Origin of the sequence: Mesorhizobium sp. M0437, from assembly GCF_040321335.1 — a bacterium.
Lineage (GTDB): Bacteria > Pseudomonadota > Alphaproteobacteria > Rhizobiales > Rhizobiaceae > Mesorhizobium.
In genome coordinates this window covers 147,515-164,874 of record NZ_JAMYRK010000001.1, presented here as the reverse complement: position 1 = coordinate 164,874, position 17,360 = coordinate 147,515, and the positions used below count along the sequence as shown (strand labels likewise).

The window sequence follows — 17,360 nt, the reverse complement described above, 5'->3', positions numbered from 1 at the left end:
CATACGCTATTTCAAGGACAGCAAACATTCCTGGGGAGGAAGCTGGATGGCGTCACGCTACCACGAGGTCTATGACGACTGGAAACGCGACTCGGAAAAATTCTGGGCCGATGCCGCGGGCGAAATCGACTGGTTCTCGCCCTTTGAGACGGTGTTCGACGCCAATGCCGGCGTCTATGGCAGGTGGTTCATTGGCGCCTCGTGCAACACCTGCTTCAATGCCGTCGATCGTCATGTGGCGGGCGGCCGTGCCGACCAGATCGCGTTGATCCATGACAGCGCGATTTCCGGCACAATCAGGAAGTTCACCTATACCGAGTTGAAGCGCGAGGTGATCGCGCTGACCTCGGTGCTCAAGAATCGTGGCATCCAAAAAGGCGATCGCGTCATCATCTACATGCCGATGGTGCCGGAAGCAGCCTTCGCCATGCTTGCCTGTGCGCGGATCGGCGCCGTGCATTCGGTGGTCTTCGGCGGCTTTGCCTCGCATGAGCTCGCCACCCGCATCGACGACGCCAAGCCGAAGCTGATCATCTCCGCTTCCTGCGGCCTGGAGCCAGGGCGCGTGGTTGCCTATAAGCCGCTGCTCGACAAGGCAATCGAGATGTCGCGGCACAAGCCGGAAAGCTGCCTTATCCTGCAGCGCGACCAACTGCGCTGCGAACTCAGGGAAAACCACGATATCGACTATGCCGACGCCGTGGCGCGGGAGCGGGCCGCGGGTGCCAATGTCGACTGTGTTCCGGTGCTTGCCACCGATCCGCTCTACATCATCTACACGTCGGGCACGACCGGCCAGCCGAAGGGAATCGTGCGTGACAATGGCGGCCATATGGTCGCGCTGAAATGGTCGATGGAAAACGAGTTCGGCGTCAAACCGGGCGAAGTGTTCTGGGCGGCTTCCGATGTCGGCTGGGTGGTCGGCCATTCCTATATCGTCTACGGCCCGCTGCTGCATGGCTGCACAACAATCCTGTTCGAGGGCAAGCCGGTCGGCACGCCCGATGCCGGCACCTATTGGCGTGTGATCGCCGAGCATGGCGTCGTCGCGCTGTTCACCGCGCCAACCGCCTTTCGCGCCATCAAAGGACAGGACCCGAAGGGCGAATTCGTCCCGAAATACGACCTGTCCAAATTCCGGACGCTGTTCCTCGCCGGCGAGCGCGCCGATCCCGAAACCATCAAATGGGCGGAGCAGAAATTGACCTTGCCGGTGATCGACCATTGGTGGCAGACCGAGACCGGCTCGCCGATGACCATCAACCCCGCCGGACTGGGCCTGTTGCCGGTCAAATACGGCTCGCCCGGCGTGCCGATGCCCGGTTATGACATCCGCGTGCTCGACGATGCCGGGCATGAGGTCAAGCGTGGTACGCTTGGCAATGTCGTGGTGAGATTGCCGTTGCCCCCCGGCTGCCTGCCGACGCTGTGGAATGCCGACGAGCGGTTTCGCCAAGCCTATCTCGACGAGTTCCCCGGCTTCTACAAAACCGCGGATGCCGGCATGATGGACGAGGACGGCTATCTCTATGTCATGGCTCGCACCGACGACATCATCAATGTCGCCGGCCACCGGCTATCGACCGGCGCCATGGAGGAGATTCTGGCCGCGCATCCCGACGTCGCCGAATGCGCCGTCGTCGGTATTGCCGATGCTATGAAAGGCCAGGTTCCACTCGGCTTCGTCGTGCTGAATGCCGGCGTCGACCGCGACGCCGGCATCATCGAAAACGAGGTTGTCACCCTAGTGCGCGAACGGATCGGCCCGGTCGCTGCCTTCAAGACGGTGGTGACGATCAAGCGCCTGCCGAAGACGCGCTCCGGCAAGATCCTGCGCGGCACCATGCAGAAGATCGCCGACAAGGAGGAATGGGCCATGCCGGCAACGATCGACGACCCGGCCATCCTCGACGAGATCACCGCCGCGCTGAACCGCCGCGGCATCGGCCTGTAATGGGCGCCGAAGCCGAGTTGCGTCCGAAGCTCCGGTATGGAACGACCGGCGCCGGACGTGGTATCCACGCGCGGTGTCGTCATGTTGTTTCGGAATCGAGACGCACCCACAGCCATGCGAGACGCCATACGTGACCCTGTTCCAGCGATCGAGAAAGCCCCAGGCCGCGGCACGCCAGCGGCTGGAGATCGATATGCGGGGCGCAGTCGTCTATGCGATCGGCGACGTGCATGGCTGCTACAAGGAACTCCGCGCCCTGGAGCAGAAGATCGTGCTCGATTCGGCGCCCTTCGAAGGGCGCAAGCTCATAATCATGCTTGGCGACTACGTCGATCGTGGACCCCAGTCGGCGCGTGTGCTCGATCATCTGCTGGCGCCACCGCTGCGTGATTTCCAGCGCATCTGCCTTGCCGGCAACCACGAAGTCGTGATGCTGAACTACGTCGACGGGATCATTTCGAGAGAGTCGTGGCTGGCGATAGGCGGCCTGCAAACGCTGTTTTCCTACGGCGTCGACCCGTCGCGCATGGCCGATCTCTATGGGTCAAGCGAGGAGGTCGACAAGCGCATTCGGGAAGTCATTCCAGCCGACCACATTAGCTTCATGCGCGCGCTGCCGGTCATGGTCTGTTCGGCGAAATTCGTGTTCGTCCATGCCGGCATCAGGCCCGGCATCGACCTCGCCGCGCAGGACGAGGACGACTTGCTGAATATCCGTTCGGACTTCTTCGACGCTGCGCATCTTCTCGACCGCTATGTCGTGCACGGACATACGCCGGTCGACACTCCGAAGCTCGAGGGACGCCGGCTTGGCATAGACACCGGCGCCTTCCAAACCGGCCAGCTGACCGCCCTCAGGATCGTCGACAACCGCGCCAGGTTGATATTTTCCTGAGCGCGATGTCGTCGCTCAGGCGGCTGCCTTGGTGCGCGCTTCCGATTTTTCCAGATAGTAGCTCGAATATTTGTCGAAGAATTTTTCCGAGCCGCCGATCGCGCCATATTTGGCCAGCTTCTTCAGTTCGACCTTGTTCAGCACCGCGCCAATGATCTTCTTGGCGATGTAGGGCTCCGAGCTGAGCATGGATTGCACCATCGCACGCGGCGTGCGTCCCCATTCGGTGACCAGCACGAAGCCGTCGACAAGCGGAGCGAAGGCCTTGGCGTCGACGACCGGCCCGAGCGGCGGCAGATCGACGATGATGTATTCGAAGGTTTCCTTGGCGTTATCGATGAAACGCCGCATGCCGGCTGAAGACAGAAGCTCGCTGGTATGCGAAAACTGGCCACGCAGGACGGCCGGGATGATAGCCAGCTTGGTCTGCCGGTCGATCTTGCCGACCGACTGCCATGTCTGCCCGCTCACCACAGCTTCCATCAGGCCCTGCTCGGCCTCCATACCGAGGCTGCGGCTGAGGCCGGGATTGCGCAGGTCGCCGTCGATCAGCAGCGTTTTCGATCCGTTGACGGCAAGCAGCCCGGCAAGATTGGCCGCCACCGTCGACTTGCCCTCGCCGGGAAGCACCGAGACCACGCCGATGACCCGGCTGCCCTGGCCCTCCATCACGACGTCGAAGGCGATCTTGGCGTTGCGCAGCGTCTCGGAGAACATCGATGCCGGGGCATCGACGGTTACCCGCATCCGCGCACGTTTTTCGGCTGCCGACAATGTTTTGGAGGGCTGGGATTTGGAGGACTTGGCGGACTTGGATTCAACGACTTTGACGTCAGGCTGACCGCCATTGCGCTGGTCATCCTTGCCAGCCTTGCCGATGACCGGCAGGTAGCCTAGGAATTTGAGGCCCACACGGTCGCGGACATCCTCGCCGGTCCTGAAGAAGCGTTCCCTGAATTCATTCAGGCCACCAACCCCTGCCCCCAGCATCATGCCAAGCGCCAGCGAAAGCCCCAGCACGATGGCTGTGCGCGGGGTTGCGGCCGACTGCGGCATCGTCGCGTCCGAGATGACCCGGATCTTGCCGACCGGGAAGGATTGCTGCTGGGCGGCCTCCTCATAGCGGTTCAGGAACGTCTGGTAGAGCGTCGACAGCGCCGTCGCCTTTTGGTCCAGCTCACGCAGCTTGACCTGCGACTGGTTGTCGATGGAGCTCTTGCCAGCCGCCAAGGCGACATTTGCGCGGAGCGCGGTTTCGCGCGCCAGAGCGACCTCGTATTCGTTGCGGTAGCTTTCGGTCAGTTGCTTCAGCTCGCCGAAAATCTGCGCCGATATGTCGGCCTTCTCCTTGGCGAGCGCGACGGCCTGCGGATGTTGCGGGCCGAAATTGGCTTCGACATCCTGCTGCCGCTTGGATACGGTGAGATAGCGGTTCTTCAGCGTCGTGATGACCGAGCTGCTCGGTTGGTCGTTCGATATCGCAGCGTCCTTGAACGCATTGTCCGAGCCGCTTTCGACGATCGACTTGTACTGCTGATAGCGGGCGCCGGCACGTGCGGTATCGGCCTGCGCGACGATCAGCTGGGTGTTGAGATCGGACAATTGCTTGTCGCTGATCAGCTGGCCGTCATTGACGGCCAATCCGTGTTCGGCCCTGAACTTTTCGACCGCCAGTGCAGCCGCCTGAGAGCTCTCACGAAGCTCGGTCAGCCGGCCTTGCAGCCAGACCGCCGCCCGCTCGGTCGCGTCGAAGCTGGCATCAAGTTGATCGGCTAGATAGGCATCGGCATAGGCCTTGGTGATGGCGGTCGCAAGCGCCGGATCGGTCGCCTGAAAGGAGATGCTGATGACAAAGCTCCGGCCGATCCGCTCGGCATCGAGTTGGGTCTGCAGTTTGAAGATTGCGTAGTCACGGGGCGATGAGGATGCGGTGATCGCGTCACGCGTCGCAGCATCAAGCTGAGTGACATCGGTTGTGCTAGCGGCGCGCTTGGGGCGGACAGACTGGACGATACCGCGCACAAAGCCAGCAACCTTCGACAGGGCCGATGTCGGAGGGTTCATGAAAGCGTCGTTCTGATCGAGCTTCAGCTTGTCGACGACCACCCCAGCCAGCCTGGCCGACTGTAGTATTTCGATCTGGCTCAGAACGGCGGAGTCGGTCTGCATGCTGACCGACGCCGCCGAAATGTCGTCGACGACCTTGTTCAATCCTTCGTCGATCAGCACGCTGCTCGTCGCCACATAGGTAGGAGGCGTCGTCTGCAAATAGAGCACGCCGAGAAAGAGACCGATGACGGCGCAGGCGGCAACCACTTTCGCCTGCCGCGCGGCCATGCCAAGCAGGCGCTCGATGTCGATGAAGTCTTCGGCGTTTGCCGCATTTGAAGCCGGCAATGGCGTCCTCTTGTCGACAGGAAAATTGGCATAGTTCATCTTCGGTCCAATTCTAGTTTGCAGGCGCTACCGCCTCGAAGGTCGGGACATAGGGTGCAAACCTTGCGCCGGACAGTGCGCGTTACGCTCGGCGCAACGGCCTGTCCTGCGTCATCAGCCGCACCCACAATGCCTCGAAAAAATGGACATTATGCGGCTTCTTCCCGACGCTGATGCGACCGGACGAATTCCTGCAGCATCTCGAAGATCGGGCCCTTCATGTCCTCCCGCGCCAGCGCGAAAGCGACATTGGCCTGAATGAAGCCCTCCTTCGAACCGCAGTCGAACATGCGGCCGTCGAAAGGCTGGGCGAAGAAGGCCTGGGTCTGTGCGAGACGCACCATTGCGTCGGTCAGTTGTATCTCGTTGCCGGCGCCGCGCTGCTGGCTGGCCAGCAACGAGAATATCTCGGGCTGCAGGATGTAGCGGCCGTTGATGTAGAAGTTCGATGGCGCGTTGGCAGGAGCCGGCTTTTCGACCATGGCCGTCACCTCGAAGCCCGTGCCGACATCAGCGCCGCGCCCGACAATGCCGTATTTGCTGGTCTCGGTCGGATCGCAACGCTCGACGGCGATAACGTTTGCGCCAGTCTGCGCATAAAGATCGGCGACCTCGGCGAGACACCCGCGCCCGCCAAAGGACACCATGTCCGGCAACAGCAATGCGAAGGGCTCGTCACCGATGACTTCGCGCGCGCACCAGACGGCATGGCCGAGGCCTTGCGGCGACTGCTGGCGGATGAAGCTCGTCGCGCCGGCGACGGGAAGCAGGCTTTCAAGCGATTCGAGTTGCGCCTTCTTGCCGCTCTGCTCCAGGGTTCCGATCAGTTCAGGATGCAGGTCGAAATAGTCCTCGATCACCGCCTTGTTGCGGCCGGTGACGAAGACGATGTGCTCGATGCCGGCCTCGAACGCCTCGTCAACCGCATATTGCACGACAGGCCTGTCGACCACCGGCAGCATTTCCTTCGGCATGGACTTGGTCGCCGGCAGGAACCGCGTTCCGAGCCCCGCCACCGGTATGACTGCCTTCCTGACTTTTTTCATTGCACGTTCCTTCTGAGGAGATCGATTTCAACCCTGTCGCAGGCGGCGAAACTGTCTTCATTCACCTGCAGCCCTTCACCTCCCCGCCACCACGGCAAACTGTGCCGCTACCCTTCGCAGCCGGACGGCGATCGGCATGCTCATATGCCGAACCGCCGCCGGATCGCTGAGCGCCGTCCATATCGCCTTGAGCGGGGACCGCGCCTTGATGTGCTGGACCAGCGACAGGAATGATGCCGCCCGGCGCAGGCTGCGAGCGCGCCTGGCGAACGCCGCCTCGGCCGCAGCATCCATGGAATGGGTCGCGGCGAAGGTGGCATCGGCCCTGCGCATCGCCTCGACGTGATGAAGTTCGAGCACCCGGGAGATGGAACCGGTGCGAATGTGGTAGATATAGCCCGTCGTCGGCTCGACCACGCATTTGCCGCCTTTAGCCAGAGCACTGGCCAGGAGGATATAGTCTTCGCCAATGATCAGGCTTTCATCGTAACGAAGCCCGTTCTCGTTCAGGAACCGGCGCTGGAAGATCGGCTTGAGGTAGCCGAGATTGAACCTCGATTCGAAGAGGACATTGCCGCCGATGAAATCCGCCAGCGAGATTTCACCGAGGCCTTCCAGATAGTCGGCCGGGAACATCGTCTCTTCGGCAACGCCATCCTCGCGAACGACCTGCAGATTATCGACCGCGATCTCGGCGCCCGCTTTCTCCGCGCCTTCGATCATGGTGCAGAGTCGCCCGGGATAGACCGCGTCGTCGGAATCGAGGACCGCGACCCACCTGCCGCGTGCAAGCTCAAGGCCGGCATTCCTGGCGCCGCCGGGGCCACGGTTTTGCTCAAGCGCGACAACGCGTACGATGTCTTCGGGGTACGATCTCGCCAGGTCGAGCGTCCGGTCGCGCGACTTGTCGTCGACGACGATGATCTCGACGCTGATATTGCGCTGGGCGACGGCGCTGGCAATCGCCCGATCGATGGTCGCCTCGGCATTGTAGGCGGCGATCACGAAGCTCACGTCAGGCTGCACGCTTGCCCCCTTGCTGCGGCGAAGACAGGCCGTATTGGCGGATTTCACGAACCCCGACGAGGCCGCTGACGACGCCGACATGCATAATGCCGCGAAGCACGCTGCGGTTCCGACGTACGGGGTCGATGGCGACCGGAATTGCCGACAGGAAACTGTAGGCGGCCTTTGCCGCGGCAATGCCGACCTGCTTGAGCCGGGCAAGGCCGTGTGCGTTGCGCCCCAGAAGATGACCGTGCGTCTGCCCGACGCGGAACCGGCGGCGGCCGAGCCAGTCGAATGCCGCCCTGGCAGGTGGCACCGCTTCGTCGACCCAAGCCTCCGGCGAAAAGGCGATGCGGCCGCCGGCCTTGACCATCTGGTCGAAGAATTCCGTATCTTCGCCGCCGGTCTGGCCACGTGCCAGGCTGAAGCGCCGGCCGCGCAGGCTCTCAGCGCCAATCCTGAGCAGGACGTTGCAGGTGTAGCCGGTGCGGATTTCGCCGCTCACCCAGACCGGCAAGGTCGAGTGGAAATCGCCTTTGCGCATCCAGGCGGGCGCATCCGGCAGGTAACGGGCTTGCACCGGCCCAAGCACCGTCGCAGCACCTGTTGCTTCCGCCGTCGCCACCAGTTCGGCAAGCCAGCCAGCGGTGGCCGTCTCGTCGTCGTCGATAAAGGCGACGAAATCCGCCGCACTGGTATCGAGGCAAGCGTTGCGCGCGATCGAGATGTTGCGGGCCGGGGCGTGCCGGTAGGTCACCGGCAGCTTCAACTCCCCCGCCAGCTTGGCGACCAGCGTTTCGGCCGTCGGCGTATCGTCGTTGTCGGCGATGACGATACCGACGTCGAACCCCGCGGGCATATCCATGGCCGCTATGGAGCGAAGCGTGTTGGCAAGCTCCGGCCGGCGGAATGTGCAGACGCAGATATCGATGCTTCGATTTTTCCTGAGCGGGTCCATCACGCCACCCCGCGCTGCGGTCGCGGTGCGAGCAGTTGCAGCCAGAAACCGACCGACCAGCCGAAATGCATGACCATTGCCGAGACCCCGGCAAGCGCAATGTCGGCTTTGCGCTGGCTGACGGCGGTCCAAAAGCCGTAGCCGAGGCAGACCGACGCCCATAGCAAAAGCGGCACGGCCGCCAGCCAGTGGACGAAGGAAAAGGCGGCGAGAAGAACCACGGGGAACACCAGAAGCGGCACCATCTGCCGGATCTTCGGGATCATGCGGTGCTTGAGAACGTTCTTCGCCCGGCCACGGCCATAGCCGAGATATTGAAAATAGAGGCCCTTCAGCGAGGAGCGCGGGTAGTAGACCATTTGCGTCTTGCCTGTCATCCAGATGCGGTAGCCGGCCTGGCGGAGCCGATAGTCGAGTTCGGCATCCTCATTGTGGCTGAAGGTTTCGTCATAGCCGCCGACCGCGGTGAAGGCCGATATCCGTATCAGTGCGTGGTGGCCATGATCGACCCATTCCCCCGCCGAAAGATGCCGGTGCTTGGAGCCGCCGGTGCCGAGCCTGGAGTTCTGCGCCGCTGCCGCTGCTTTCTGAACCATGCCGCTGCCACTGGTCAGCATCGAGACAACGACCGAATCCGCACCGGTGGCCTGCGCTTCTTCGACCAGCCGGTTGCAATAATCCGCAGGATAGCCGCCATGCGCGTCGATGCGAATGAGATAGTCGACGCCTTCCCCGAACCTGGCGACGGCGAGATTGATTGCCGCGCTCTGCAAGCGCTTTTCATTGTGCAGCAGGATCACCCGCTGATCTTTTGCGGCGATGTCCGCGACGATCGTCCTGGTGCCGTCCGTGCTGCCGCCATCGGCAACGATGATCACGGCGCCCAGCCTCTCGGCCGCAGGGCGGAGCTCTCGAAGCAACGCGCCGATATGGGCCGCCTCGTTCAGGCACGGAACCACGATCGTGCAGGATGGAATTTCGGTTTGCGTCATCGGCAGTCCTTCTATGCCAATGCTTCGGCAGCATATGGACCGGGAGCCGCAGTCAGCCCGCGGAGCTTTTCGACGAGCGCCCGACAATCGGCGCGGTCGTAGCTCCAGGTGCGCGGATTGCGGGCGAGAACACGCGCCCTCAATGTCCCGAACCGATGCTGCTCCATCGTGCCGACGGCGACTTCGAGCGCCTCGGGCGTGGCTTCTGGCAAAAGAACCCCTATGCCTTGCCGGTCGAGGAACCGGCCGGTTTCGGTGGCTCCCATCGAAATCGGCACGGCTCCGAAGCGGCAGCCCTCATAGAGCCGGTTGGGCAGCAGCCATTCGGAGTTCAGGCCCTGCTCAAAAAAGTCGATGGCCCAGGAAAAGTGGACCTCGCGGTAGATCGCCGCCATATCCTCGGGATTGCGGTAGGGCCCGCCAAACGAGAGCCAGGGTTCCGATTCGACGAAACCGTGGAAATCGGGAAATTCGGACAGCGCCGGGCGGCCCCTGAGGACGATTTCAAAGCGGCCGTCGAGGCGGCGCGAAAATTCGGCCAGAAGCTCCAGGGAACGGCGGCAGCGGAGCGCCCCGAACCAGCCGATCCGCCAAGGCGGCGCTACGGGGTTCTCCGGCGCCGCGCGGTCATCCAGCGAGGCCGCGGCTGGCTCGAAATACTTGTTTTCGAGCAGTTCGACTGGGGCGGCAATCTGCCCGAACGGCTTGAAATAGTTGGCGATGAAGGCCGGAGAGCTGGTCACCAGAAGCTTCACATCCCTAGCCAGGAAGCGTTCTGCGCCGCGCATCGCCCATCCCAGCGGATCGTCGCGAAGCAGCAGGCGATGGATATCCAGGCACTCGTAGACGATCGGCACCGTTGCCTGGAAAGCCGATCTGGCGCGGCGGGCAAGCGCCAGCATTTCCAGATTGCGCGCGACAATGAGGTCGGGCCGTGGCATTGAGCCCAGCTTCGAGCCGGTCGAGACAACTGCCTTCATGATCGCGGCCAGACGTTGGGCGAATCGGCCATCACGAGTCGGGCCGAGATCGATCGGCTGCAAGCCCTCGACATCAGCAACTGCGCTTGCCGTACGACGAAAGCCCGCCAGCGTAACCTGGGCGCCGCCTGCCTTGAGCATTATGATCCGCCGGCGCACTGCCGGGTCGGAGACGTCGTGTACCAAGTACAAGACATGCAGCATGAAAACTCGACCGCTGTTGGCCCGCCCGCGACAATGCTAGTACAGCTCTTGCTGCATCGCAACATTTTTGGTTGCAGCGTAGCAAAGATCCCCGTTTTTTGTTGCACTGCAAAATCGATGGGTTAATCTCGCTCTGCTTGGGCCACATGGACCGCGCGTTGGCCTGCCATCGGGCTGCGCGCCAATAATCACGACGCGAGAACCATCCTTGGCGTGCAGCATTTTCGGCCAACCCGCCTGCAATCCGCCCCTTCGCACCCGTCGATGGAAGCACGGGACTACTCACGAAATGAGGTCATTCCATGAAGATCGCGGTTGAAAACACCGTCTGCCTGAATACCGGGGATGCAGCGATTCTCCTGGCGATCCGCCATGTTTTCAAGACGATCGTGCTAGACGATATCCAGTTCTACGTCTTCGACAGCCAGCCGGAGGTGGCGGCGAGGCTCTACACGAAGAAAGAGTATCCTGATCTCGAATTCCACAAGCTGCTGTCGGAATCGCTGTTCCGCTACAAATACGGCAGTGGGCTGAAGAACCTGTTCAAGCCGATCTACAATCGGCTCGTCCTCAACGCCCTGCGGCGGTTCGGCATCCGCGGCGTTCTCGGGCGTTTGTTCAGCTCAAGCAATCGCCGTGGTCTCGAGATCTACAAAGACGCCGACCTCGTGGTCACGACAGGCGGAACCTATCTTGTCGAGACTTACAATCTGGAACGGCGACTCAATCAATTCCGGATCGACGCGATTCTGGGCAAGGACCCCGTCTTCTTCACGCAATCGCTCGGCCCGTTCAACAAAAGTTACAATCGCCAGGAGTTGAGCCCAATCTTCGATCGGAGCCCGCTCATCCTGCTGCGCGACGAACGTTCGCGAGGCCACATTGTGGACATGGTGAAAGACCCCGGCAAATGCCACGTCGTGGCCGACGCCGTCTTTGCCCTGGCCGACACCGACAGGATCGGAAAAATTCTGGCCTCCGGCCAGTCGGCGACCGTCACCGGCCGCGTCGCCATTTCCGTCCGTCACTGGAACTATGTCAGCGACGGCGAGGGCGGCATGCGCCGCTACATCGACTCGATCCGCGCGATCGCGACCATCCTGGTCAGGGACCACGCCAAGGAGGTCACCTTCGTCTCCACCTGCCAGGGCGTGCCGGAATACGCCCATGATGATTCCAAGACGGCGCGGGCTATCGTTGCCGAACTCGATTCGGAGATCGCCAAGCATGTCAGCGTGGACGCTTCGTTCCACACGCCGGAGCAACTGATGGCACTGGTGAAAGGCTTCGACTTCGTTGTCGCAACGCGCATGCACATGATGATCATGTCGCTCTGCGTCGGCACGCCGGTGCTGCCAATCGCCTATGAATTCAAGACCAAGGAACTTGCCAAGCGGATCGGCGTCGCCGACCTGCTGCTCGACATCGACACGGTGACGCCCGAGGAAGCGAGCGAGAAGCTCGGCAGACTTACCGCCAATCTCGACCTCTATCGCAGGACGAGCCTTCAGGCAGTGCTTGAGGAGCATGCGTCGGCGATGTCGGCAGGTGAGCTTTTGAGGCCGGTGATTGCCGGCCTAGCGGGCGTTGCGCATGGCGCTGGAAAGCGTGGTGAACAGGGCGCTGCGCGACTGGCGAAGGGCAAGCATGAGGACCAGGCCGATCGAATAATTGAGGGCAACCGCCAGGACCACCGCGAGCAGGTCTGACTGGCTGGTCAGCGATGCCGGCAACTCCCGGTACACGGACCAGGCAAGCAGCGATGACGCGATGAAAAGCCCCTGCATGACCAGGAAGTCGGCTGCAGTCACCGGGCCGACCCGGTGGACAAGAACGGCAAGCACCGGGACGCGCAGCACATAGCCGCTGATCGCGTAGGCCGCCGCGACACCGACGGCGCCCCAGTGCAGGCCGATGATGAAGGCGGCGACCGTCGTCAGCGACGAGTAGATGCCCCAGTGGAACATGGTCTTGGTCTTGCCCTGGCAGATGAAGATCCACCCGGTGGTGCTCGAGACGGACTGGATCAGGCTGGCGATGCCCAGCCAGGCGAAGATCGGCGCCACCGCTGTCCAGCGCTCGCCGAAGAGAAGCCCGACGACCTGGTCCGACGTCAGCGTCAGCGCCGCGATGCCGGGCATAGTGATGGCCGCCAGCATCCAATTGGTTCGCACATAGATGTCGCGAAACCGCGCCTTGTCCTCATGGATGCGGCTCAGCAGCGGCACCATCACGCGTGTCAGCGGCTGGTTGATGTTCTGCAGCGGAAACAGCAGGAGCTTGTAGGCGCGGTCATAATAGCCGAGCTCGATCGCGCCCGAATATTTTCCGATCAGGATGTTGTCGAGATTGCGCGAGAAGAAGTTGGCCAGATTGAAGCCGGTCAGATTGGCGCCGAAAGACAATATGTCGGTATCGACCTTCAGGTCCGGCCGCGACGGCGTCCAGCGCGCCACCTGCCATGCCGCGGCCAGCGCGACAACAGCCGATACCGCAGGGCCGATGACCAGCGACCAGTAGCCCAGCCCCGCATAGGCGGCGATTGCGGTAGTCGCAAGTCCGGCAGCAGCGGTTATCACGTCGTTCAGCGCGAGTTGGCCAAAGCGCAAGTGACGGTTCATCAGCGCCAGCGGCACCGCGGCGAGGCTGCCAAGCAGCAGCGGCAAGGCAGAGCCGATGGTGATCCCGACCATGCGTTGATCGCCATAGAAGGCAGCGATGGCGGGCGCCAGGGATGCAACCACCACGGCACTGCCCATCCCCACCAGCGCACTGATCCAGAATACCTGGTTGAGCTGCTCGGTGCTGATGTCCTTGCGCTGGACCACGGCCTGCTGCAGGCCAAGGTTTTGAAGCAACCCGACAAAGGCCACGATCGGCCCGACGGAAGCCACCAGGCCGAAATCCTCGGGCACGAGCAGACGCGCAAGCACGATGACGGAGAGAAACTGGATCGCCATCTTGAAGCCTTGCGCGCCGATCGTCACCACGCCGCCGCGCAGGGCGACGCGACCGAACTGGGGGGGCGGGTTGGCGTTCATGCCGGCTGCCTGGCTTCGGCCAGTTGAGCAACGATCTGCGCAAAACGTTCGTTGAGTACGTCCGCGTTGAAATCCTGCTCGATCTTGCGGCGCGCCGCACATGCGATGCGCTCGCATTTGTCCGGGTTCTCTGCCACCCAGACAAGCTTGCGGGCCAACGCCGCAACATCTCGCTCCGGTGAGAGGAAGCCTGTCTCCTGATCCTCGATCAGTTCGGGGATGCCCGAGTGATAGGTGCTGACGACGATCAGCCCGGCGGCCATAGCTTCCATCAGCGCCACCGGAATACCCTCGAGATCGCCGTCTCGCGCGGCTACGCTAGGCAGCAGGAATACGTGGGCATTGCGCAGGCGCTGCTTGACCTCGGCATGCGGACGCGGCCCGAGGAAAGTCACCCGGTCGGCAATGCCGAGATTTGCGGCGAGCTTCTTCAAGTCGTCCAGCAATTCGCCGCCGCCAATCACCGAATAGACCCAGTCGCGCCGCGGCAGGCTGGCGAGCGCCCGAAGGGCGAATTCGATGCCCTTCTTTTCGGTCAGCCGGCAGACCGAGATGAAGGACAGCGTGTCCCGGTCCCAGGAACGCCAATGGTAGCCGATCTCACCGGGCCGCACGCCCATATGGTGAACCATGACTTGCGCCGGGGGTGCGCCGACGCCGATCAGGGCATCGCGGAAAAACGCGTTCACCGGGAGCTGGAGAACGCCCTTGTCGAAGACAACCTTGTAGCGCGTGAGCGTGTTGTCATGCAGCGGTTCGCCGACATCGCGGCCGTGGAATATGGTCACCAGCGGAGCGGAAATCCGGCCTCGTTTCATGGCGCGGGCGACGCGCATGCCGTTATTGCCGAAATGCGCGACGATCACATCGGCGTTCTGCAATTTGCGCGCAAAAGCGATGTCGACAGCGGTCGAGAGCTTATCCCAGAACCTGCCCGACCATCTCCTGAGCGTCGGGCGAAAGCGCCCCAGCCCGCCCCACCAGCAGACGACCTTGCCAGGGAGAGCCTGCCAGCGGCGATCGTCGATGTTGCTGTCCTTGCCGAAGGACGTCTCGTTGCAGACGACGCCGACTTGCATGCCGCGCTCGAGGCACCCTTCTATCTGGTCGAGGACGAAGGTCTCCGACAAAGAGGGGAACTTATCAACTACGAAGCAAATCTTCATCGAATGGACGATCTTTCGAGGCCGGTCGGCGATCTGCTCGCGCGGATGAGGGATGACGCCCGTCGCCGCCGTGCGAGGCGCCTCAAGCGTCTGGTGTTGTGCGTGTCGTTGTCCCAAAGCAGCTCCCACCCTGGTCAGGCGCGAGAGCCGGCTTTTAGGCGACATGCATGGCTTTGGACGAAATACATCAGGCGGCACGCTCCAGCGCGCCTTGCCTGGCGCGGTCGAGAACGCCGAGAAAAGTCGCGAACTGGCTGTCGGGGTTCATTTGCGGCCGCTCCGAAAACAGCTGCGCCGCCGCCGACAGCCGATCGTACTCGGCCTTGTCGCTCCATAGTCGCCTGACCGCGGCGACCCAGTCGTCGAGCGGTGCGTCATAGTCGAGCACCACGCCGCCGGCGCCAATCGCTTCCGGCAGGCCGCCGCGACGGGACCCGACGACTGGAATGCCGCTGCAATGGGCCTCGGATGCCACCCGCCCCCAGGCCTCTTCCCATTTGCTGGGCGCCAGCAGAATCTTGGTGCGGCCATAGACGGTCTTCATGTCGCTGGTGCGGCTTTCCAGCCTGACGTTGCGCAGCGGGGCGATGATCTGTTCGATCTGCGCCCGATGGTCGTCGTCGAGCTTCCAGCTTTCGACGAACAGGAACGGAATTTCGGGGCATTGGCCGGCGATGCGCACGGCGAGTTCGAACCCTTTTTCGTTGTAAGGATTGATCAGCGTGACGAATTCGCCGGTGGTCGGCGTGCTGTAGAGCCCGGGATTGATGGTCGGCGGGATCACGGTCGAGTCGATGCCGAACCTTTCCTTATAGGTGCGCGCAGTGAATTCGGAATTGGCGATATAAAGCGCCGAATGCAATTCGCGCAGGTCGCCGGCCAATTCGTGGAATTCGACGTTCCGCAGATAGACCACCAGCGGTATTCCGAGCGCCTGCAGCGCCTTTCCGATCGGCACCGATTTGTGGCACTGCACGACGGCGACATCGGGATCGAGCCGTTCGACCGCGAAGCGCGCCGCCTCCCAGGGAAACCATGCCCGCACGACCGGATAGCCGGGATAGCTGTCGATGACCGCTCGTTGGCGAAGCAGCTTCATCTTGGCGCGCGCCTTGAAGCCGAACATGCCGTCACCGAACAGCGCCGCCAGAACCGAGGCGTCATGACCGTGCTCGCGCAGCTGCTCGACCAGATGATGCGTGCTCGACTGAACGCCACCGCTGAACTGCGGCGTGTAGCCGTTGCCGCCCGCAAACAGAACTTTCATGGACCTGGCTCCTTGCTGGACCGCCCTAGCGTCACGCCGCCATTCTGCCGATGCTGTGGTATTCGATGCCGTGGCGGGCGATGACCTTGGGGTCGTAGAGATTGCGTCCGTCGAAGATAACGGGCGTGGTCAGCGCGTTCTTCAGCGCATCGAAAGACGGCGCGCTGAAGCTTTTCCACTCGGTCACGATCAAGAGCGCATCGGCGCCTCGCAGCGCGGCCTCCTTGGTGCCGCACAGTTGCAGGTCGTCGCGGAGCCCGTAGATCGCCTGGCATTCCTGCATCGCCTCGGGATCGTAGGCCTGGACATTGGCACCGGCGGCCCAGAGCGCTTCCATCAGCGTGCGGGCCGGGGCCTCGCGCATGTCGTCGGTATTGGGTTTGAAGGCCAAGCCCCACAGCGCAAATGTCTTGCCTTTGAGATTGCCCTTGAAATAGCGGTCCACCTTCTCGAACAGGACCGACTTCTGCTGGTTGTTGCGCTCCTCGACGGCACGCAGCAGCTTGGCGTCGAACTTGACGGCCTCGGCGGTCTTGATCAGGGCACGCACATCCTTCGGGAAACACGAGCCGCCATAGCCGAGGCCCGGATAGATGAAGTGGTAGCCGATCCGCGGGTCGCTGCCGATGCCCTTGCGGACTTCCTCGATGTCGGCGCCCAGTTGCTCGGCCAGGTTGGCCATTTCATTCATGAAGCTGATCTTGGTCGCCAGCATGCAATTGGCCGCGTATTTGGTGAACTCGGCACTGCGCACATCCATGACGATCATCTTTTCGTGGTTGCGGTTGAACGGCGCGTAGAGTTCGCGCATCACCGCCTCGGTGTCCTCGTTGCTGGTGCCGACGATGATGCGGTCGGGCTTCATACAGTCGCTCACAGCGGACCCTTCCTTGAGGAATTCCGGATTGGAGGCGACGTCGAAAGCCAGATCCTCGCGCCCGCGCGCCTTCAGCGTTGCGGCGATCCTGGCCTTTATCCTTTCGCAGGTGCCGACGGGCACGGTCGACTTGCCGACGACGATCTTGGGCTCGTCCATCTCACGACCGATGGCCTCGGCGACGGCCAGCACATATTTGAGGTCGGCCGAACCATCCTCGCCCGGCGGCGTGCCGACGGCGATCATCTGGATCTGGCCATGCTTGATCGCCGCGGCGGCGTCGGTGGTGAACTTGATGCGGCCGGCGGCATGGTTCTCCTTGACGATGTTTTCGAGCCCAGGCTCGAAGATCGGGACATGACCCTGGTTGAGCCGCTCGACCTTTTTTGCATCGACGTCGACGCAGACCACCTGATGGCCGACTTCGGCAAGCACCGCCGCCTGTACAAGACCGACATAGCCGATTCCAAAGACAGTCAAATTCATTCGGTTTCATCCCTGTTCAAGGCTTCGGGCCTGTTCGAGCTTCGGTTTTC

At 62.4% G+C, this 17,360-nt stretch carries 12 protein-coding genes and 1 pseudogene; 3 read left to right on the top strand and 10 right to left on the bottom strand.

The annotated features are described in order from the left end of the window. Window positions 1-46 precede the first annotated feature (46 nt). Together NKI72_RS00685 and NKI72_RS00680 are read left to right on the top strand one after the other, a co-directional pair. Window positions 47-1,954: a propionyl-CoA synthetase gene (locus tag NKI72_RS00685; RefSeq protein ID WP_352681427.1), complete on the top strand. Its 1,908-nt coding sequence runs from the start codon at window positions 47-49 to the stop codon at window positions 1,952-1,954. Window positions 1,955-2,147: 193 nt separating this feature from the next. Further along, window positions 2,148-2,849, top strand: coding sequence for a metallophosphoesterase family protein (locus NKI72_RS00680; protein ID WP_352469933.1), 702 nt, complete (start codon window positions 2,148-2,150; stop codon window positions 2,847-2,849). 15 nt (window positions 2,850-2,864) lie between these two features. Here the strand turns inward: NKI72_RS00680 and NKI72_RS00675 are convergent, their stop codons facing one another. From NKI72_RS00675 to NKI72_RS00650, 6 genes are all read right to left on the bottom strand, one after another. Continuing rightward, a complete protein-coding gene (locus NKI72_RS00675) occupies window positions 2,865-5,285 on the bottom strand; it encodes a polysaccharide biosynthesis tyrosine autokinase (RefSeq protein WP_352454691.1) in 2,421 nt (806 codons plus the stop codon). Window positions 5,286-5,434: 149 nt separating this feature from the next. After that, entirely contained in the window at window positions 5,435-6,331 is an 897-nt protein-coding gene (locus NKI72_RS00670) for a UTP--glucose-1-phosphate uridylyltransferase (protein ID WP_023676320.1), read from the bottom strand. 75 nt (window positions 6,332-6,406) lie between these two features. After that, complete coding sequence (locus NKI72_RS00665; RefSeq protein WP_352849788.1) at window positions 6,407-7,357, bottom strand: glycosyltransferase family 2 protein; 951 nt, start codon at window positions 7,355-7,357, stop codon at window positions 6,407-6,409. Next, window positions 7,347-8,297 (bottom strand): glycosyltransferase family 2 protein, encoded by a 951-nt coding sequence (locus NKI72_RS00660; RefSeq protein WP_352849787.1) that lies wholly within the window; start codon window positions 8,295-8,297, stop codon window positions 7,347-7,349. The genes NKI72_RS00665 and NKI72_RS00660 overlap by 11 nt, the downstream gene beginning before the upstream one ends. After that, the gene (locus NKI72_RS00655) at window positions 8,297-9,289 is read right to left on the bottom strand and encodes a glycosyltransferase family 2 protein (RefSeq protein WP_352849786.1); all 993 of its coding nucleotides are present in this window, start codon (window positions 9,287-9,289) and stop codon (window positions 8,297-8,299) included. The genes NKI72_RS00660 and NKI72_RS00655 overlap by 1 nt, the downstream gene beginning before the upstream one ends. A gap of 11 nt (window positions 9,290-9,300) precedes the next feature. Then, complete coding sequence (locus NKI72_RS00650; protein WP_352540408.1) at window positions 9,301-10,473, bottom strand: glycosyltransferase family protein; 1,173 nt, start codon at window positions 10,471-10,473, stop codon at window positions 9,301-9,303. Between the two features lie 302 nt (window positions 10,474-10,775). Here NKI72_RS00650 and NKI72_RS00645 point away from each other — a divergent pair. Continuing rightward, window positions 10,776-11,828, top strand: a pseudogene (locus NKI72_RS00645) (polysaccharide pyruvyl transferase family protein); the annotation flags it as partial. A 222-nt stretch (window positions 11,829-12,050) separates the two neighbouring features. Here NKI72_RS00645 and NKI72_RS00640 read toward each other — a convergent pair. The 4 genes from NKI72_RS00640 to NKI72_RS00625 all read right to left on the bottom strand — a co-directional run bounded on the left by NKI72_RS00640 (window position 12,051) and on the right by NKI72_RS00625 (window position 17,310). Continuing rightward, entirely contained in the window at window positions 12,051-13,514 is a 1,464-nt protein-coding gene (locus tag NKI72_RS00640; RefSeq protein WP_352849785.1) for a lipopolysaccharide biosynthesis protein, read from the bottom strand. Next, a complete protein-coding gene (locus tag NKI72_RS00635) occupies window positions 13,511-14,797 on the bottom strand; it encodes a glycosyltransferase (protein WP_352849784.1) in 1,287 nt (428 codons plus the stop codon). The genes NKI72_RS00640 and NKI72_RS00635 overlap by 4 nt, the downstream gene beginning before the upstream one ends. A gap of 70 nt (window positions 14,798-14,867) precedes the next feature. Further along, on the bottom strand, window positions 14,868-15,947 hold the full coding sequence (locus NKI72_RS00630; RefSeq protein WP_352681437.1) for a glycosyltransferase: 1,080 nt from the start codon (window positions 15,945-15,947) through the stop codon (window positions 14,868-14,870). A 31-nt stretch (window positions 15,948-15,978) separates the two neighbouring features. Further along, complete coding sequence (locus tag NKI72_RS00625; protein WP_352849783.1) at window positions 15,979-17,310, bottom strand: UDP-glucose dehydrogenase family protein; 1,332 nt, start codon at window positions 17,308-17,310, stop codon at window positions 15,979-15,981. Between the last annotated feature and the right edge of the window lie 50 nt (window positions 17,311-17,360).